This window comes from Pseudomonadaceae bacterium SI-3, assembly GCA_004010935.1.
Taxonomy (GTDB): Bacteria; Pseudomonadota; Gammaproteobacteria; order Pseudomonadales; family Pseudomonadaceae; genus Stutzerimonas.
This window is the reverse complement of the sequence record CP026511.1, coordinates 4,080,808-4,099,235: the sequence shown is the minus strand read 5'-3', so window position 1 is coordinate 4,099,235 and position 18,428 is coordinate 4,080,808. Positions and strand designations below refer to the sequence as shown.

The following is an 18,428-nucleotide window of genomic DNA, read 5'->3' as shown; positions in this document are numbered from 1 at the left end:
CGGACAGAAAGGAGCAGTCTAGCGAAAAAATCAGCGGGCGCGTTTGCTGAACGTCGCCAGGGCGCGCTCGATGCACTGGACCGTCTTGGTGAAGGCCTGCACGCCCGTCTCACTGAAAGCGGTATTGTTCTGATCGACCACCAGCAGCATCACCACCCGGTCTTCCAGGCCGACGGAGCGCAACAGGACATGTTCGCTGGGGAACAGGGCTTTCAATGCGCCGGGCAACAGCGCTGTGAATTGGGCGAGGTTATCCGGCTTGAGCCTTAATAACGCTGGTTTTTCCAGCAATCTGCGCAACACCTGGCTTTGCTCGGGATCGAGCGTCAGCCGGGCTGCTTCGTTTGGCAGTCCGCCGGCCTGCTGGCCGACCAGGCGCTGTTGCTTGCGATCTACCAGCAGCAACAGAACGCGTTCCATGCCGGCGCACGTCAGTGCTTTGCAGGCCGTCGCAGTGAGTTGCAGCACATTGTCGAATGGGCAGGGGACGCTGAGCAGCTCGCGGCAATGCTCGCGCCATTGGGCCAGGGTTTCGGTGTCTGGCAGTTTCGCGGCTTCTTCCACCTGGAATAGGCTTTCCCATGGCCAGAGCAGGCCCTGGGCCGGATGCCACAGTTCGGTTGGGCCGATCACGCGGGCGCTGGCCACCGCCTGCTGATGCGCCATTTGCTGCAATTCGGCGAGCGGGACCTGAAGGTAGAGCCCGGCGAGCCGCTGCCAGCGCAGGCTGTGAATGCCGCTCCAGCTGTGGTGCGCCGACAGCGCCAGGCCGTTGGCGAGCATAATGGTGTTGCTCGGCAAGGTGAGCCAGCGGCGCAGTGCGGGGTCGGCGTCGAGCATTTGTTGCTGGTGCAAGGGGTGTTCATTATCGCGAGCGATATGCAGTGCCTTGATCAGCATCCGCCGGTGTTCGTTGAGGAGCCGGTAGCCTTGGGCAATCCAGCCGGGCAGCCCCCAATGCTCGGCGGTGGCAATGCAGAGCTCGAGCAAGGAGACGCCGAGCAATGACTGCTCGACCTGGCGAGCGGGCTCGCGCTTGACCAGAACGCGCTGCTCCCAGTCTTCCAGCAACTGCGGGTGCGCGGCGACAAGTGCCCATGCCGGCGAGAGGAACAGCAGGCTGCTCCAGTGGATCTCCTGCCAGAGCCGCGCGAGGCGTGAGGCGAACAACCCGTTTGCCTGCTGGCTGGCGTGACTGCTGATCAACATCAACTGCCGCAATGGCGCTGGAATATCGGTTGGCTGCGCGGCGGGCACTTTCGCGAACAGGGCTTCGGCGCGCTTCAAGCCGATGCGGCTCAGTGCAACCTCAAGGCTCTCGGCCGGTTTGCTGGTTGATGCCGCGCTGCGGTTGGCTTCGCGGATCACGGTAAGTGCGAGGACCGGGCTTTCCTGAATGAGGTCTGAAATTTCGCGCATGGAAAGGCTGCTGTCGCCCAAGGCCCTTTGCACGCGGGCATAGGGACCGGCAGCCGCCGGCAGGACAACGGCGTCCAACGTCTTGAGCCAGGCTTCAAGCGTGCGGGGGAGTGGTGTCGTAGTCATGGCGCCGCCGAACTAGCATTTCATCGGGATGGCCTTTAGTCTGGCGCAAAAGTTCCGATAACCAGAACAATTCTTTTCATCTGCCCTTCCGCCTGACCCCAATCGAGATCGTGCGACATCGCGCGGCTTGTTTCAGGTGCCCTGAGATCAGGTTTTAGACGTACCTACCTATGGCAAAAATAATCGGCATCATCGTGGTAATCGCCAGCGTCCTTGGCGGTTTCATTCTGTCCGGCGGCAAAGTCGCCGCACTCATTCACCCGTTCGAGGTAATGATCATCGGTGGTGCCGCACTTGGCGGCTTTCTGCAGGCCAACCCTGGCAGCACGACCAAAATCGTGTTCAAGAAATCGCTGCAGATGTTTGGCAATCGCTTTACGCACAAGTACTACCTGGAAGTGCTGGGGATGCTCTACGAGATCCTCAACAAGAGCCGCCGCGAGGGCATGATGGCGATCGAAGCCGACATCGAAGATCCAGCCGCCAGCCCGATTTTCAGCAAGTACCCCGCGATCCTGAAGGACGAACGGATGACAGCCTTCGTCTGTGACTACTTGCGCATCATGTCTTCCGGCAACATGGCCCCGCATGAGCTGGAAGGCCTGTTCGACATGGAGCTCAACGGCCTCAAGGAAGAGCTTGAACATCCGTCTCACGCCGTGGCGAAGATTGCAGACGGCTTGCCAGCGATGGGGATCGTAGCTGCGGTACTGGGTATCGTGATCACCATGTCGGTGCTCGCTTCGGCAACCAACGCGGAGATCGGTGAGAAAGTTGGTACGGCCCTGGTAGGTACCTTCCTCGGCATTCTGGCGTCCTACGGCTTCTTCGGCCCGCTGGCGGCGGCGCTCGAGCACGACGCCAAGGAAGAACTGAATCTGTACGAGGGCATCAAGGCGACCCTGGTGGCCTCGGCGTCCGGGATGCCGCCGACGCTGGCGGTGGAGTTTGGTCGCAAGGTGCTGCTGCCGGCGCACCGTCCAAGTTTTGCTGAGCTTGAACAAGCGATGCGTGGTAGCTAAGCGCAATCATGGACAATACCCAACCAATCATCGTCAAGCGGGTCAAGAAGGTCGCCGCGGGCCACCACGGTGGCGCTTGGAAGATTGCCTTCGCCGACTTTGCGACCGCCATGATGGCGTTCTTTATGGTGATGTGGCTGATGTCCTCGGCCACGCCCGAACAGAAACGTGCGATTTCGGGCTATTTCCAGGACCCGATTGGCTTCACTGAAAGCGCCAGTCCGCATGTGATCGATCTGGGCGGTACCCCAACGCCTGCGCCGGATCGCACCTTGAACGATACGGTCGACCCGGCTGTTCAGCAGAGCGAGTCAAAGATGGACGCCGATCAGGCGGAAACCTTCGCCGAGCAGTTGGAGCGCGAACGTCTCGATCTGTTGCTTCAGGAACTTCAGAACAAGGTTGACGAAAATCCGGAGCTGACCCGCTTCAAGGACCAGATCCTGTTCGAGATCACTCAGGACGGCTTGCGCATTCAGATCATGGATGCGGCCAATCGTCCTATGTTTGCCCTAGGCAGTGCCCAATTGCAGCCGTACTTCGAGGATATTCTGCTGGCGATGGCCGATACCATCCGTGCGGTGCCGAACAAGATCAGCGTTAGCGGGCACACCGATGCCAAGCCCTATTCTGGGCGCGGCGAATTCGGTAACTGGGAGTTGTCGGCAGGGCGGGCCAATGCAGCTCGGCGCGCCTTGGTTGCGGGTAGCTATCCAGAGGAACAGATTGCCCGGGTGGTGGGCTATGCCTCTTCGGCCTTGTTTGATCGGGAGGACCCGTTGAATCCCGTCAATCGCCGCATCGATATCCTGGTGTTGACCAAGAAAGCGCAGCGCGATATCGAGGGTGAGCAGTCGGACGCGACGGGGAAAGACGCAGCGTCAGAGCCCACCTCCGCAGGCGATACATCGGCGCCCTCGGCAGCGCCTACCGCGCCGCTGCAAGCACCGCAGTTGCGCGAGCGGCTGAACATCTTCGAGGACGGCGTGCTGCAATTCGACCAGCCTGGCGGTAACTGAGCCGGGCGGCTCAACGGCGGCTGGTCAAGCAAATGTCAGTAGTCGGCTTCCGGTAGGCTACTGATGATATGTCGGTAACTGGCCATGCGTTGTGGCTGGATTTGCCCCTGCTCCAGTGCCTTGAGCAACGCGCAGCCCGGCTCACGGTCATGCTTGCAGTCGCGAAAGCGGCAGTGACCCAGCAGGTCCTGGAACTCGATGAAGCCGGCCTCGACATCAGAGCGGCTTACGTGGCCCAGGCCGAATTCGCGGATGCCCGGCGAGTCGATTAGCTCACCACCGCCGGGGAAATGAAACAGCCGCGCGGTCGTGGTGGTATGCGTTCCCTTACCGGTCATCTCTGACAGCGCACCCACCCGGGTGTCGACGCCAGGCAAAAGGCTGTTCACCAGCGACGATTTGCCCACCCCGGACTGGCCGACGAACACGCTGACGTGCCCGTCGAGGCGCGCTTGCAGCGCCTCCATGCCTGCGCCGTCATGCGCGGACACCTCCATCAGGGGATAGCCCAGGGTGCGGTAGACGGCCAGCAGGGCGTTGAGCGCACCTTCGTTCTGGGCATCAATCAGGTCTGCCTTGTTCAGCAGCAACAGCGGCGTGATACCGGCATGCTCGGCTGCGATCAGGTAGCGGTCGATGAGATTGGCGTGCGGCTCCGGCAACGGGGCGAAAACGATGACGATCAGGTCGACGTTGGCGGCCACTGGCTTGAGCTGACCGCGAGTGTCTGGCCGGCAGAGCTCGGACTGACGCGGCAGTTGCGCAACGATTACACCGATGCCCTGGTTGCCTGGACGCCAGACCACTCGATCGCCGGTCACCAGCGCTGGCAGGTTTGCACGCAGGTGGCAGCGGAACACCTGACCGCAGTGCTCGCCTTCCTGAGCCTCAACTTCAACCTGCACGCCGAAGTGAGCGATGACCAGGCCGGTCTGTTCCGGGCCGAGATCGCCGCCCTCGAGCTCTTCCACTGTGCGCGATTCCCGCCGCGCCGCGCGTGTGGCGCGTTCTTCCTGGATCTTCTCGATGCGCCAGCTTTGCCGGCGGTTGAGTTGGCGTTTGGCCATTGCGTGGGTGCCCAGGTATGAAAAGAGGGCGAGTCTAACATGCCCGTGAGTGCAGGCTGCGGGCCTGTTTTTGCTGGGCTTTTGGCCGGTAGACTAGGCAGTCTCTACGGTTGGCGGCGAGCGCCCATGCCTGTCTCCTCACTTACTCGTTATCCCGCCTTGCTGGCGCTGCTCAGTCAAGTGCTGTCGCTGCTGCTGTGCTGGCTGTTGCTGCTTGCGTTGGCGCGACTGCTGGGCTGGCACCTCAGCCTTTTAGGGGCTGCCTGTCTGCAAGGTGCGGTTGCTGCATTGACCGGTCAGCGCCTCGGATTGTCGCGCTGGTGGCTGCCAATCAATCTTGGCTTCGTGCCGGGGCTGGTGCTTCTTCAAGACCATGCGCTGCCACCCTGGTTGTTGCTGGTCGGCTTTCTAATCTTGCTGATGTTGAACTGGAACGCCCTGACCGAGCGGGTTCCCCTGTATCTCACTGGTTCGGTAGCCGAGCAGCAGCTGGCGCAACGGCTGCAGGCGCTGCCCGATGGATTCAGTTTCGTTGATCTGGGCAGTGGGCTCGGCGGCACTCTCCTGCGGTTGGCGCGGCTTTATCCATCCGCACGTTTCGTCGGTGTCGAGACGGCGCCGCTCACCTTTGCATTGTGCTGGTTGCGCTGTTTGTTCCAGCGCAACTGCCGGGTGCGTTTTCGCAGCTTCTGGCGCGAACCGCTGGCCGGCTACGATGTGGTCTATTGCTTTCTCTCGCCTGCTCCCATGCCCGCGTTGTGGCAGAAGGCTCGGGCCGAGATGAGTCCGGATGCGCTGTTGATCAGTAACAGCTTCGAGGTGCCTGGCGTTGAGGCGCAGGAAACTCTGGCCATCGATGACTGGCGGCGTTCACGCCTGCTGATCTGGCGGCCCGGGGCGGCCCCGCAACCTGACGGCCGCTCCGCGAGCGGCTAAACTGCGCGCCACAGCCAAGGAGTTCACCATGCAGAACCCGCAAAATCTCATCTGGATCGATCTGGAAATGACCGGTCTGGATCCTGACAACGACGTCATCATCGAAATGGCAACCATCGTTACCGACAGTCAGCTCAACGTGCTGGCCGAAGGGCCGGTGATTGCCATCCATCAGAGCGATGAAATCCTTGCCGGTATGGACGAGTGGAATACGCGCCAGCATGGCGGTTCCGGCCTGACTCAGCGGGTGCGCGACAGCCAGATCACTACCGAGGACGCCGAGGCGCAGACGCTGGCGTTTCTTGAGCAGTGGGTGCCTAAGGGCAAGTCGCCGATCTGCGGCAACAGCATCTGCCAGGATCGGCGTTTCCTTTACCGCCGCATGCCGCGCCTGGAAGCCTACTTTCACTACCGCAACCTGGACGTTTCGACGCTCAAAGAATTGGCCGCGCGCTGGGCGCCTGAGGTACTGGCTGGTTTCAAGAAAGGTGGTACGCACCTGGCGCTGGACGACATCCGCGAGTCGATTGCCGAGCTGCGCCATTACCGCGAGCACTTCATCAAGCACTGACCACGCCGCAGCATGCCAAGACCATAAAAACGCCTGGTTTACACAAGCTGCGCGCGGCATTAACGCAGCTTGAAACGGTTACCGGCCCAGTCTTCGCAATTCGTCTGACTCAACCACCCGCGTACCTTCGCCTTCCTCCAGCGCCAGGCGCCAGAGCGCCCGCGCCAGAGAGCAGGCAGAGATACCCCTGTATTTGCCGGGCAACAGATAGGAGAGCGGGGCGGTCAGCCGTTCGACTGGGCGGACCTGCATGCGTGGCCCGAGCAGCTGCGAAGGTCGCACGATGGTCAGTTGCGGCCAGTTCTGGGCGCGTAGCGCCTGCTCCACCTCGCCTTTGACACGGCAGTAAAAAATAGAACTGGCGGGGTCGGCTCCCAGCGAGCTGATTACCAGTAGGTGTCGCGCGCCCATCTCCCGAGCGCGTTTGGCGAAGGCGACAACCAGGTCATGGTCGATGGCGCGAAAGGCGTCCTGGCTGCCTGCTTCCTTCAGCGTGCTACCCAGGCAGCAAAACGCGGTGTCGATGTCACCCGACAGCTCCGGCAGCAGCGTCTGCAGCGGGCCAATCGCGTTCTCAAGCCGCGGGTGTGTGGCTAATTGCTTGCGGCTGGGGGCGAGCACGCACTCTACTGTGGGTTCGTTGAGCAGGCGGTCGAGCAGGTGCTCGCCGGTTAGCCCGGTGGCGCCGGCAAGCAAAATACGCTGTGGCGTCAGATACATGGTTTGGCTTCCTGTAACGATCAGTCAGATGGCGCTGGTTGCTGTCTGCTCAGCACTCGCCAGCGTTCGACAACCTGCTCGGGCGCCCATATCTGCGGCTCCGAAGCTTGATAGTGGTCGGCTTGTTCCCGTTCGGCAACCCTCGCCTGTGCCAGCGTGAATGCCTGCACAATATCCGGAGTTTCCTGCAAGGCCTCGGCAAATAGAGCGCGGCCGAAGTAGGTGAAGTCGCTCTCCTCGGAGCAGCCAAACGACACGCGGTCGGCACGAGCTGCGGTAATGATGAGCGTGTTGGGGCTTTTCAGCGGCTCGATGAACCCGCCGGAATAGCAAGCAGAGATGACAATGATCTTGTTGCGTTCGGCAAGTGGCTGCATCAGCGCCGACAGGTCCGCGGCTGGCAAGTTCTCCAGCGCCAGCCGGGGTTGCGCGAGGACCAACTGATGGTCTGCCGAGCCGTGACTGGTTAAGTAGATGAAGATCAGGTCTTCCGGGCCGCTGCGCTCGGCCAGCCGGGCAATCGCGCGGGAAAGGTTTTCGCGAGTAGCCAGTGGCCGGTCGGCGAAGTGGTCGCGGTGGTTGACCAAACTGATCTGACCGCGTGCGGCAAAACGTTCAGCCAGCAGGTCGTCCACGTAGTCGACCTCGCGCAGAAACACACTTTGCTGCCCATCGCCTGCCAAGGTCAGGCTGTAGAGCTCTGCCGCCGGGGTCGATGGCGGCACCGCGTCAAGTGCGTCCGCCAACAGCTGGCCCTGATGCAGCAGGCCTATCTCCAGTGGGTCGGCGAGGCGCTTGCCTTGAGCATCTTGGCTTAGGCGGCCGGCCCGCCACGTACCGCTCCGCTTGGTGCCGTCGGCGAGGATGAGGGTTCCCGGCCCATCGAACTGGCCTGCCTGGAAACGACCGAGGTACTGAGCGCCGTCCGGCTGGCGCAGATCCCCTTCGCCGCTGTACTGCCAGCGTGTGAACTGTCCCCTGTAGTGCGTACCATCGATGCCGACATATTCGCCGTTGCCGCTTAGTTCGCCGTGTTTGAAGGTGCCTCTCCAGACATTTCCGGCAGCATCTTCGTAGCGCCCCTGGCCATGGAAAAGGTCGTCTCGAAACTGGCCCAGGTAATGCTCGCCGTCTTTGCTACGGTAGAGGCCATCACCGCTGAGCCGGCCGTCGGTGAAGGTGCCGCTGAATACTCCACTGGTGTCGCTGCGGGAGCCCTCGCCGTCGGGCTGGCCGTCGCCGAATTCGCCCTCGTAGCTGATGCCCTCTGCTTCCTGCAATTTGCCGGTGCCGTGATAGAGGCCATCCTTGAACCCACCTTCGTAGCTCAGGCCGGGTTCGCTGTAGCGGCCCGTGCCGTTGAGGCTTCCCTGCTCGAAATGCCCTTCATAGACACCACCGGTGGCGTAGCTGAAGCGGCCCTGGCCATTGAACAGACCTTGTTTGAAGGAGCCTTCGTAGCGGTCGCCATTAGCGCCTTGCCAGACGCCTTGACCGTGCCACTGTCCATCCTTGAACGATCCGAGGTAATGGCTGCCGTTGGGGTAGTCGATACGCCCTTCGCCCTGCAGCAGGCCATCGATGACCTCGCCCCGGTAACGACCACCATCAGGCAGCACGGCGTCGGCAGGCAACAACGGTTCGCCATCACCGCAGGCGGTCAAAAAACAGGCGAACAGAAGTGGAGCGAGTTGGCGCATGCGGCTATCCAGAGGGTCGACACCGCAGTATGCCGCAAACTCAGCGGGGTGCGGCAACTGCGCCCGTCTGGTCAGACAAAGCAGAGCGCCAGGGTCTCAGCAATGTAGGCGGGCTTTTCCACGCCCTCGATTTCCATTACGGCGCGCGACTTGAGCAGCCACTGTCCCGGGTTCTTCTCGTAGGCGTCGAGTAACGTCGCTGCTACGCGAACCCGCGAGCCGACCCTGACTGGCTGGATGAAGCGCAGGCTATCGAGCCCGTAGTTGACGCCCATCTTGGTTCCTTCAGGGCGAATCATCAGTTCGTCCATCAACATCGGCAATAGCGAAAGCGACAGGAAGCCGTGGGCGATGGTGCCACCGAACGGGGTTTGCGCAGCTTTTTCAGGGTCGATGTGGATGAACTGGTGATCACCGGTGCAATCGGCGAACTGGTCGACTCGCTGCTGATCGACGGTGAACCATTCGGAGTGGCCTAGCTCTTTGCCAATGTAGTCCTTGAGTTCTGCTACGGGTACTTGCGGCATATATCCTCCGGTGTTTGTTGTTTTGTGCGGATGTGACGCAACGCTAGATCAGCACGCAGCCGAGGGCGAATCAACCAAGCATGGTTCGTGCGAATGGCGCGCCATAGGCTGATAGGGAGCTGTTGCGGGTGTCGTTGTGGCGAGATGCTTATAATTGCGCTCCTTTGCTCTGGAGGCTTCCATGCTGCTACGCGGACTAACCTGGCTGCTGCTGTTCCAACTGCTTGGCACTGCGCTCAACGTAATGGTTCTGCCAATGCTGCCGGGGCCAATCATCGGCTTGCTGTTGCTGTTCGTAGCGCTGCTGGCTCGCGGGCAAGCGAGTGAATCGCTGCAGGTCGCCGCGAGTAGCCTGTTGCGTTATCTGCCCCTGTTGCTGGTGCCGCCCGCTGTGGGTGTGATGGCCTACACCGGGGCGATTCTCGAGGATTTCTGGGCCATCGTCGGCGTACTGGTGCTCTCGCTGGTGGTGTCGTTGGTGTTTACCGGCTGGCTGATGCAAACGCTGATTCGCCGTCAGCAGCGCAAGGCAGGTCGCGCATGATCGCGATGCAGTGGCAGGCGGCTTGGGATGCGGTCATTCATCACCCCCTGTTTGGCGTGGCGATCACTTTGGCGGCTTTTCAGCTGGCCTATGCGGCCTACGAAAAAACCCGCTGGGTATTTCTGCAGCCAGTGCTGGTGTCGATGGTGGTGGTGGTCGCTACGCTTGTGCTTTGCGGTCTGAGCTATGAGGAGTACCGCGACAGCGCCCAGATGCTGACCGTGCTCCTCGGACCAACTACCGTGGCACTCGCCGTGCCGCTGTACCTCAATCTGCGGAGGATCCGCGAACTGTTCGGGCCTATCATGCTCACTCTGCTACTGGCCGGCACCGGCGCTACGGCGCTGGGCATGACGCTGGCCTGGGTCTTTGGTGCCGACCAGATGATCCTGATGACCCTGGCGCCCAAGTCGGTTACCTCGCCTATCGCCATGCTGGTGGCCGAGCAGATCGGCGGCGTGGTGGCGCTGGCAGCTGTCTTCGTGATGATCACGGGTATCATCGGCGCGATCATCGGCCCGGAACTGTTGCGCAGGTTTGGCGTTCAGCATCCTGCCGCCCGAGGCATGGCGCTGGGTCTGACTGCGCATGCGGTGGGGACTGCCCAGGCGTTGCAGGAAGGCGACGAGTGCGGCGCCTTTGCGGCACTGGCCATGAGCCTGATGGGCGTGATGACTGCAGTGCTGCTGCCTTTGGCCGTGCTGATGCTGTCGTAAGGAGTTTGAATGAAGCTACCGTTGTTTCCGCTCGATACCGTTTTGTTTCCCGGGTGCACCCTTGATCTGCAGCTCTTCGAGGCGCGCTATCTGGATATGGTCAGCAGCTGCATGAAGGCCGGACATGGCTTCGGTGTGGTGCGTCTCATCGAGGGCAGCGAGGTGGGGTTGGCGCCGAGCGAATATGCCCTGACCGGCTGTGAGGCGTTGATTCGCGATTGGCAACAGCGACCCAATGGCTTGTTGGGCATACGAGTCGAGGGCGGCCGTCGCTTCGATGTGTTGTCGGCCGAGGTGCAGCGTGATCAGCTGACCGTTGCCGAGATCAACTGGCGCGAGGAGGGGGACGACCTGCCGCTGAAGGATGAGCATCTTGATCTGGCTATTCTGCTGGAGGCGCTCGGTCAACATCCGCTGGTTGAAGCCCTGGGGATGGGCAGTGCCGCGCAGGGCCAGCGCTCACTGGCACATCAGCTGGCTTACCTGCTGCCCTTTCAGCCGGAGCAGAAAATCGAACTGTTGCAGCTTGACGACCCAGCGCTGCAATTGCAGCGGATTCAATGCTGGCTGGAGCAACTGCAGGGCGAGGCGGTCGAACAGTAGGGCGCCTGAATGGCGTAGGCGGCACTACTGGTAGCGATAGAGCAGCATGGCGCCTGGCAATGCCCAGATCGCAAAGGCGCCAATCAGTCCCAGGGTGGCCGGCAGGATCAGCCACCATATTTTCGGCGACAGTGCCGTCATCGGTGCGCGCCATTGCACCAGGGCCAGGCTCGCCGCGCAAATGCTGGCTGCCAACACCGCGCCAGCGATTACATCGGTTGGCCAGTGAACGCCGAGATAGACACGCGACAGTGCAATTGCGGTGGCCGGCAAGACGCCCAATAGCACCCAGGCCAGGCGCAGGCGCGGTGGCTGGCCCCTGCCGGCGAGAACCCCAAGGGTGAGAAAAAAGGCGAATGCCGCCGAGCTGTGACCGCTGGGGAAGCTGAAGCTGTGTAGGGGCTCCAACAGAATTTCCGGGCGGATGCGGCCGAAGGTCGCTTTAAGTGCGCCGTTGGCCAGCGCGGTGCCCAGCAGCGTGAGAATGGTGAACGCTGCAGCGCGCCACTGTTTTGTGGCGATTAACAACAGACTCAGCAACACGGCGGCCCACAGCTGGGTTTGGAAGTCGCCGGCTCGTGTAACCACGACCATGAAACGGTCGAAGATCGGGCTGCGCTCGCCTTGAATGACCGTCATCAGCCCTTCGTCGAGTTCCACCAGGTAGGGCCAACCAATGAACAGTCCAATTAGAACGGCTGCGCTGAGGCCGGCGGCAAGCGGGGTCACCCAGCGCATCTGATGCAGGCTGCCATGCACCACGCCGCCGACGAGCAGAAGCAGAGCGGCGGTTACAACGCCCGCCTCGCTCCAGAAACCCTCTGGCAAGGGCAGTCGCACGGCTGCACCCGCCGCCCAGCCCGGCAGCAGATAGGCCATCGACCAGCCAGCCGCGGCGACCAGGCTGACCAGGAGAAAGCGTCCAAACGGCATGTCGAGCATGCCCGCGGTCACCGGCAACATGGGTCGCAGCGGACCGATGAAGCGTCCTACAAGCAGACTGGCGATGCCGTAGCGCTCGAAGTACAACTCGGCGCGTGTCAGCCATTCCGGGTGGTCGCGCAGGCCGCGAAGACTGCGAATATTTTGATGATAGCGGCGCCCCAGCCCGTATGAGAGCAGGTCGCCAAGTAGACCGCCGGCATAGCCGAGGAGCAGTGTCTCGCCGAGGCTCAGCACGCCACTGCCGGCGACGACCGCGATGGCAAACACCAGCACGGTGCCGGGCATCAGCAAGCCAACAATGGCGAGGCATTCGAGACAGGCGACTACAAACAGGCTAAGGCCAAGCCATTGTGGGTGCTCAGTGAGCCAATTGGAGAGTACGGTAAGCCATTCCGGCATGGGTTGTTTTCCTTGGTCCGAAACGCTTCGACCCGGCACCTGGCGCCCGGGTTTCAAGCGTCTGGTCATGATAGCGCTGGGAATTGCCTGGAGCGGTCACGGATCAAACGGCGGATTTCGACGCGCTTGAGTGGTCAGGTGGCACATTCGGTGGGGTGACCTGCAGTCGGATGCTTTTCTGCCATTCGCCCGGCGCCGCTGTGCGTGAGGCGCGTGGGTGGCTATAATCAGCCGCTTTCCCTTCAGTCAGGCCAGCCAGACCATGACCGAGTCCGTACTCGACTACATGACCCGCCTCGGTCGCGCCGCGCGCGAGGCGTCGCGCGTGCTAGCGCGCGCCACCACAGCGCAGAAGAACCGGGCCTTGCAAGCAGCCGCCGCCGCGCTTGACGCCGCGCGTGAGGAGCTGGTCCGTGCCAATCGTGAGGACCTCGAGGCCGGGCGTGCCAATGGTCTGGACGAGGCCATGCTCGATCGTCTGGCGCTTACGCCGGCGCGCATCGACGACATGATCGAGGGGCTGCGCCAGGTCGCGAACCTGCCTGACCCCATCGGTGAGATCCGCGACATGCGCTATCTGCCTTCTGGCATTCAGGTTGGCAAGATGCGCGTGCCGCTGGGCGTGGTTGGGATCATCTACGAGTCACGGCCCAACGTGACCATCGATGCCGCCAGCCTGTGTCTCAAGTCGGGCAACGCCACTATTTTGCGTGGCGGCTCGGAAGCGATCCACTCGAACCAGGCCATTGCTCGCTGCATTCAACTGGGCCTGGCCGAGGCCCAACTGCCAGCTGCTGCGGTGCAAGTTGTCGAGACCACCGACCGCGCCGCCGTTGGGGCATTGATTACCATGCCGGAATACGTGGATGTGATCGTGCCGCGCGGTGGTAAGGGGCTGATCGAGCGCATCAGTCGCGACGCCAAGGTGCCGGTGATCAAGCATCTGGACGGAATCTGCCACGTGTTCATCGATCAGGCGGCCGACCTCGACAAGGCTGTTCGCATCGCCGACAACGCCAAGACCCAGCGCTATGCGCCGTGCAACACCATGGAAACGCTGTTGGTTCATGCATCCATCGCAGCTCGTGTGTTGCCGCCGCTGGCAGCGATCTACCGGGGGAAGGGCGTCGAACTGCGTGGCTGCCCACGGACCTGTGAATTGCTCGGTAGCGATGTGTTAGCTGCCAGCGAAGAAGATTGGTCCACCGAATACAATGCGCCGATCCTGTCGATCCGCATTGTCGATTCCCTGGATGAAGCGATCCAGCACATCAACCGCTACGGTTCGCAGCACACTGACGCGATCGTCACTGAAAACTTCACCGATGCGCGGCGCTTCATTACTGAGGTCGATTCGGCGTCGGTAATGATCAACGCCTCCACTCGTTTTGCCGATGGCTTCGAGTACGGGCTGGGCGCTGAGATCGGCATTTCCACCGATAAACTGCACGCCCGTGGTCCGGTCGGCCTGGAAGGACTGACCAGCGAGAAGTACGTGGTATTCGGCGACGGCCACGTGCGTACTTGATGAGGGCAACTGGCACCCCTCGGCGCATCGGCCTTCTCGGTGGCACCTTTGACCCGGTGCATATCGGGCATTTACGCGGCGCTCTGGAAGTAGCAGAAATGGTCGGGCTCGACGAGGTTCGCCTGGTCCCTAACTACCGACCACCGCACCGTGAAACGCCATACAGCACTGCGCAGGATCGCTTGAGCATGGTTCGGCTGGCGGTGCAGGACTTGGCTCCGCTTTCGGTCGATGCACGCGAGTTGGAGCGTGACAAGCCGTCTTACACCATCGACACGCTGGAGTCTTTGCGTGCCGAGCTGGATGATGACGATCAGGTCTTTCTGATCATGGGTTGGGATGCCTTCTGCGGGCTTCCCGGTTGGCATCGCTGGGATGAGCTGCTCGATCATTGCCATATTCTGGTCATGCAACGGCCGGATGCCGACAGCGAGTCGCCGGAAGCACTGCGGGACCTGCTGGCGGCACGCAGCGTGAACGATCCGCTGACGCTTACCGGCAGCGGTGGGCAAATTGCTTTCGTCTGGCAGGCCCCGCTAGGGGTGTCGGCAACACGTATTCGTCAATTTCTGGCCAGCGGCCGGTCTGTACGCTTTCTCGTACCGGACGCCGTGCTGGCTTATATCAACGCGCACGGACTGTACCGGGCGTCGAACTGAGGTTGTTTCACATTATGCAAAATGATTCGTTGGCCCAGCTGGCCGTTAGCGCCCTGGAAGATCTGAAAGGCACCGATATCACGACTATCGATGTCCGTGGCAAGACCAGTGTCACCGACTTCATGGTTATCGCTAGCGGCACGTCCAGCCGTCACGTGAAATCGCTCGCCGAGAACGTGCTCGAGAAAGTCAAGGAGCAGGGCGTACGCCCTCTTGGTAGCGAAGGCCTGGACGGCGGCGAATGGGCTCTGCTCGACCTGGGTGATGTGGTGGTGCATGTGATGCAGGTGCCAACTCGCCAGTTCTACGATCTCGAGCGCCTCTGGCAAGGCGCCGAGCAGAGCCGTGCGCAGCACGCGGGCGAACAGGAATAGTCGATCCGTGCGGATCAAGCTGATTGCGGTGGGTTCGAAGATGCCGCGCTGGGTGGAGGACGGTTGGCAAGAATATGCCAAGCGCCTGCCATCTGAGCTGCCTTTGGAGCTTCATGAAATATCGCTTAACACCCGTGGCAAGAATGCCGACGTGGCGCGGTTGATTCGTCAGGAAGGCGAGGCCATGCTGGCGAAGGTGCAACCCGGCGAGCGCATCGTCACGCTTGAGGTGACGGGGCGGCCGTGGAGCACCGAGCAGCTGGCGTCCGAGTTGGAGCGCTGGCGGCTCGATGCACGCAACGTCAACCTGATGGTTGGCGGACCGGAGGGCCTGGCGCCCGAAGTTTGCGCGCGGAGTGAGCAACGCTGGTCGCTGTCGCCGTTGACCTTGCCACATCCGCTGGTGCGCATTCTTATCGGCGAGCAGATCTATCGCGCCTGGACGTTGCTGTCGGGTCACCCTTACCACAAGTAGTACAGCCAAACCCAAGATGTCCAAGTCGATCCCTCTCCAGGACCACGAAAAGGACGCCCGCCTGGTGCGTCAGCGGGTGATTGTGGGCGGGGTTTTGGTGCTGCTCCTGATCGGCGCCTTGATTGCGCGGCTTTACTACCTGCAGGTCGTGCAGTACGAGCATCACTCGACGCTATCCGAAAGCAACCGTGTTCACGTCCAGCCGATTCCACCGAATCGCGGGCTGATTTTCGACCGGACTGGCAAACTCATCGCCGACAACCGGCCGAGCTTCAGTCTTACGGTGACTCGCGAGCGAGCTGAAGATTGGCGCAAGACACTCGACACGGTGGTCGAGGTGCTGGAGCTCTCCAGCGAAGAGCGTGCGCTCTTCGAAAAGCGCGTGCTTCAGGGGCGGAGGCCATTCGAGCCGGTGCCGATCATGTACGAGTTGTCGGAAGAGCAGATCGCCCGCATCGCGGTGGATCAGTTCCGTCTGCCCGGCGTGGAGGTGGCGGCGCAACTGGTTCGACACTACCCACAGGGCAAGCATTTCGCGCACTCGGTCGGCTACGTCGGTCGGATCAACGAGGCGGAGGTCAAGCAGCTTGATCCGGTCAACTACAGCGGCACCCACCATATCGGCAAGACCGGCATCGAGCGCTTCTATGAAGATGTCCTGCACGGTCAGGTGGGTTACGAGGAAGTCGAAACCAACGCTCGGGGTCGGGTGCTGCGGGTACTCAAGCGCACCGATCCTATTCCGGGCAAGGACATCACCCTGACGCTCGATCTTGAGCTGCAGGAGGCGGCCGAAGCCGCGTTGGCGGGACGTCGCGGCGCCATCGTCGCCTTGCAGCCCTCGACCGGCGAGGTGCTGGCAATGGTCAGCCAGCCCAGCTTCGATCCCAACCTGTTCGTGACCGGCATCAGCTTCAAGGCTTACGGCGAGTTGCGTGACTCGATCGATCAGCCGCTGTTCAACCGGGTCTTGCGCGGGCTGTACCCACCAGGTTCAACCATCAAGCCGATGATGGCGGTGGCTGGGCTGGATACCGGTGTGGTAACCGAGAACAGCCGCGTGTTCGACCCCGGCTTCTTTCAGCTGCCCAATGTGAAGCATAAGTATCGGAACTGGAATCGCGGCGGCGACGGCTGGGTGGATCTGGAAACGGCCATCATGCGGTCGAACGACACCTATTTTTACGACCTTGCCCACAAGATGGGCATCGACCGTATGCATGACTACATGAGTCGCTTTGGCCTCGGCCAGCGCGTTGCGTTGGATATGTTCGAGGAAACCGCTGGCCTGATGCCGTCGCGAGACTGGAAGCGTGGCCGTTACAGGCAGGCCTGGTACCCGGGCGAGACCGTTATCCTCGGCATCGGTCAGGGCTACATGCAGACCACTCCGTTGCAGCTGGCCCAGGCGACCGCGCTGATGGCGACCCACGGCAAATGGATCAGACCGCACCTGGCGAAAAGCATTGAAGGTGAAATGCCTGTCGATCCGGAACCGATGCCTGATATTCAGCTCCGCGATCCAAGTTACTGGGATGCCTCCATCAACGGCATGGTGAAGGTGCTGCACGGCGCCCGCGGCACGGCAAAGAAAGTAGGCGATACCGCCGCGTATCTCATCGCCGGCAAAAGCGGTACGGCGCAGGTCGTCGCCATCAAGCAGGGCGAGAAGTATGACAGCGGAAAACTTGCCGAACGCCATCGTGATCATGCCTTGTTCGTCGCCTTCGCCCCGGTGCATGACCCGCAGATAGCAGTGGCTGTGATGGTCGAGAACGGTGAGTCTGGGTCCGGCGTCGCGGCTCCGGTGGCCAAGCAGATCATGGACGCCTGGCTGTTGAACGAGGCGGGCGAGCTGAAGGCCGAGTATGCACCGGCCCTGACGGCACGGGGGGCCAAGCCATGAGCGGAACATTTGACCGCACGCTATCGACCACCGATGTGATGCGCCGTCGGGCGACGCTGTTACAGCGCATGCATATCGATGGGGTGCTGCTGTTGCTTCTGCTGACGCTAGCGGCCGGCAGCTTGTTCGTTCTTTATTCGGCCGGCGGCAAGAACGTGGATCTGCTGATCAAGCAGGCGACTTCCTATGGCTTCGGCCTGGGCGCCATGCTGGTCATCGCTCAACTGGAACCAAGATTCATGGCGCGCTGGGTCCCGGCTGGCTACTTGGCGGTTGTAGCGCTGCTGGTCGCGGTGGAATTCGTCGGATACACCGCGATGGGTGCGACCCGCTGGATCAATATCCCTGGCGTGATTCGCTTCCAGCCGTCTGAGTTCATGAAAATCATCATGCCGATGACCATCGCCTGGTATTTATCTGCGCGCGCATTGCCGCCAGGCATCAAGCACACCATGGTCAGCCTTGGCCTGATCCTCACGCCCTTCGTGCTGATCCTCAAACAGCCGGATCTGGGCACTTCCTTGCTGGTTCTGGTCTCCGGTGCTTTCGTGCTGTTCATCGCCGGGCTGCGCTGGCGCTGGATTCTGAGCGCAATTGCGGCGCTGGTGCCGATCGCCGTGGCTATGTGGTATTTCGTTCTGCACAACTACCAGAAACAGCGCGTGCATACATTCCTCGACCCAGAAAGCGACCCGCTGGGAACCGGCTGGAACATCATCCAGTCGAAGGCGGCGATTGGTTCAGGCGGGGTGTTTGGCAAGGGTTGGTTGCTGGGCACCCAGTCCCATCTGGATTTTTTGCCGGAAAGCCATACGGACTTTATTATTGCGGTTCTGGCTGAGGAGTTCGGCCTGGTGGGCGTCTGCTTGCTACTGCTGCTTTATTTGCTGTTGATCATGCGCGGCCTGGTCATTACCGTTCAGGCGCAGACCCTGTTTGGCAAGTTGCTGGCCGGTGCGCTGACGATGACCTTTTTCGTCTACGTATTCATCAACATCGGCATGGTCAGCGGTCTGTTGCCGGTGGTAGGGGTGCCGTTGCCCTTCATCAGTTTTGGTGGCACTTCATTGGTAACCCTGCTATCAGGGTTCGGGGTTTTGATGTCGATCCACACCCATCGCAAATGGATCGCACAGGTTTGACTAGAGTGAATTTCTTGGATCGATTACGAC

General features: G+C 61.4%; 19 protein-coding genes. 13 read left to right on the top strand and 6 right to left on the bottom strand.

What is annotated here, in order from left to right; all coding sequences use genetic code 11:
• Positions 1 to 30 precede the first annotated feature (30 nt).
• On the bottom strand, positions 31 to 1,545 hold the full coding sequence (locus C1896_19220) for a histidine kinase (protein ID AZZ46859.1): 1,515 nt from the start codon (positions 1,543 to 1,545) through the stop codon (positions 31 to 33).
• 170 nt (positions 1,546 to 1,715) lie between these two features.
• Here C1896_19220 and motA point away from each other — a divergent pair, with 170 nt between their 5' ends.
• Together motA and C1896_19210 are read left to right on the top strand one after the other, a co-directional pair.
• Positions 1,716 to 2,567 (top strand): flagellar motor stator protein MotA, encoded by an 852-nt coding sequence (gene motA, locus C1896_19215; protein ID AZZ46858.1) that lies wholly within the window; start codon positions 1,716 to 1,718, stop codon positions 2,565 to 2,567.
• An 8-nt stretch (positions 2,568 to 2,575) separates the two neighbouring features.
• Positions 2,576 to 3,586 carry a motility protein MotB gene (locus tag C1896_19210; protein AZZ46857.1) on the top strand — a complete coding sequence of 337 codons (1,011 nt, stop codon included), beginning with the start codon at positions 2,576 to 2,578 and terminating at the stop codon, positions 3,584 to 3,586.
• Between the two features lie 35 nt (positions 3,587 to 3,621).
• On the opposite strand, the gene C1896_19205 is transcribed toward C1896_19210, so the two are convergent.
• Positions 3,622 to 4,653 (bottom strand): small ribosomal subunit biogenesis GTPase RsgA, encoded by a 1,032-nt coding sequence (locus C1896_19205; GenBank protein AZZ46856.1) that lies wholly within the window; start codon positions 4,651 to 4,653, stop codon positions 3,622 to 3,624.
• A 126-nt stretch (positions 4,654 to 4,779) separates the two neighbouring features.
• On the opposite strand from C1896_19205, the gene C1896_19200 reads away from it, so the two are divergent.
• Both C1896_19200 and C1896_19195 read left to right on the top strand, forming a co-directional pair.
• Positions 4,780 to 5,589: a trans-aconitate methyltransferase gene (locus tag C1896_19200; GenBank protein ID AZZ46855.1), complete on the top strand. Its 810-nt coding sequence runs from the start codon at positions 4,780 to 4,782 to the stop codon at positions 5,587 to 5,589.
• A gap of 28 nt (positions 5,590 to 5,617) precedes the next feature.
• Positions 5,618 to 6,160, top strand: a complete 543-nt coding sequence (locus C1896_19195; protein ID AZZ46854.1) for an oligoribonuclease — start codon at positions 5,618 to 5,620, stop codon at positions 6,158 to 6,160.
• A gap of 78 nt (positions 6,161 to 6,238) precedes the next feature.
• Here the strand turns inward: C1896_19195 and C1896_19190 are convergent, their stop codons facing one another.
• The 3 genes from C1896_19190 to C1896_19180 all read right to left on the bottom strand — a co-directional run bounded on the left by C1896_19190 (position 6,239) and on the right by C1896_19180 (position 9,107).
• Positions 6,239 to 6,880 carry a nucleoside-diphosphate sugar epimerase gene (locus tag C1896_19190; GenBank protein ID AZZ46853.1) on the bottom strand — a complete coding sequence of 214 codons (642 nt, stop codon included), beginning with the start codon at positions 6,878 to 6,880 and terminating at the stop codon, positions 6,239 to 6,241.
• 20 nt (positions 6,881 to 6,900) lie between these two features.
• Entirely contained in the window at positions 6,901 to 8,580 is a 1,680-nt protein-coding gene (locus tag C1896_19185; GenBank protein AZZ46852.1) for a peptidase C13, read from the bottom strand.
• A gap of 71 nt (positions 8,581 to 8,651) precedes the next feature.
• On the bottom strand, positions 8,652 to 9,107 hold the full coding sequence (locus C1896_19180; GenBank protein ID AZZ46851.1) for a MaoC family dehydratase: 456 nt from the start codon (positions 9,105 to 9,107) through the stop codon (positions 8,652 to 8,654).
• Between the two features lie 181 nt (positions 9,108 to 9,288).
• On the opposite strand from C1896_19180, the gene C1896_19175 reads away from it, so the two are divergent.
• From C1896_19175 to C1896_19165, 3 genes are read left to right on the top strand one after another with little or no spacing between them, the layout of a single operon-like run.
• Complete coding sequence (locus tag C1896_19175; protein AZZ46850.1) at positions 9,289 to 9,651, top strand: CidA/LrgA family protein; 363 nt, start codon at positions 9,289 to 9,291, stop codon at positions 9,649 to 9,651.
• On the top strand, positions 9,648 to 10,367 hold the full coding sequence (locus C1896_19170; GenBank protein ID AZZ46849.1) for an LrgB family protein: 720 nt from the start codon (positions 9,648 to 9,650) through the stop codon (positions 10,365 to 10,367). The genes C1896_19175 and C1896_19170 overlap by 4 nt, the downstream gene beginning before the upstream one ends.
• Before the next feature lie 9 nt (positions 10,368 to 10,376).
• Positions 10,377 to 10,970 carry an ATP-dependent protease gene (locus tag C1896_19165; protein ID AZZ46848.1) on the top strand — a complete coding sequence of 198 codons (594 nt, stop codon included), beginning with the start codon at positions 10,377 to 10,379 and terminating at the stop codon, positions 10,968 to 10,970.
• Positions 10,971 to 10,994: 24 nt separating this feature from the next.
• Here the strand turns inward: C1896_19165 and C1896_19160 are convergent, their stop codons facing one another.
• Positions 10,995 to 12,314, bottom strand: coding sequence for a phosphoesterase (locus C1896_19160; protein ID AZZ46847.1), 1,320 nt, complete (start codon positions 12,312 to 12,314; stop codon positions 10,995 to 10,997).
• A 262-nt stretch (positions 12,315 to 12,576) separates the two neighbouring features.
• Between C1896_19160 and C1896_19155 the strand changes: the two genes are divergently transcribed.
• From C1896_19155 to C1896_19130, 6 genes are read left to right on the top strand one after another with little or no spacing between them, the layout of a single operon-like run.
• Entirely contained in the window at positions 12,577 to 13,842 is a 1,266-nt protein-coding gene (locus C1896_19155) for a glutamate-5-semialdehyde dehydrogenase (GenBank protein ID AZZ47742.1), read from the top strand.
• On the top strand, positions 13,842 to 14,501 hold the full coding sequence (locus C1896_19150) for a nicotinate-nucleotide adenylyltransferase (protein AZZ46846.1): 660 nt from the start codon (positions 13,842 to 13,844) through the stop codon (positions 14,499 to 14,501). Before C1896_19155 ends, C1896_19150 begins: the two co-directional genes overlap by 1 nt.
• A 14-nt stretch (positions 14,502 to 14,515) precedes the next feature.
• Complete coding sequence (rsfS, locus tag C1896_19145) at positions 14,516 to 14,875, top strand: ribosome silencing factor (protein AZZ46845.1); 360 nt, start codon at positions 14,516 to 14,518, stop codon at positions 14,873 to 14,875.
• A gap of 7 nt (positions 14,876 to 14,882) precedes the next feature.
• The gene (locus tag C1896_19140) at positions 14,883 to 15,350 is read left to right on the top strand and encodes a 23S rRNA (pseudouridine(1915)-N(3))-methyltransferase RlmH (protein ID AZZ46844.1); all 468 of its coding nucleotides are present in this window, start codon (positions 14,883 to 14,885) and stop codon (positions 15,348 to 15,350) included.
• Positions 15,351 to 15,366: 16 nt separating this feature from the next.
• A complete protein-coding gene (mrdA, locus tag C1896_19135) occupies positions 15,367 to 17,256 on the top strand; it encodes a penicillin-binding protein 2 (protein ID AZZ46843.1) in 1,890 nt (629 codons plus the stop codon).
• Positions 17,253 to 18,398 carry a rod shape-determining protein RodA gene (locus C1896_19130; protein AZZ46842.1) on the top strand — a complete coding sequence of 382 codons (1,146 nt, stop codon included), beginning with the start codon at positions 17,253 to 17,255 and terminating at the stop codon, positions 18,396 to 18,398. The genes mrdA and C1896_19130 overlap by 4 nt, the downstream gene beginning before the upstream one ends.
• The last annotated feature ends 30 nt before the right edge of the window (positions 18,399 to 18,428 follow it).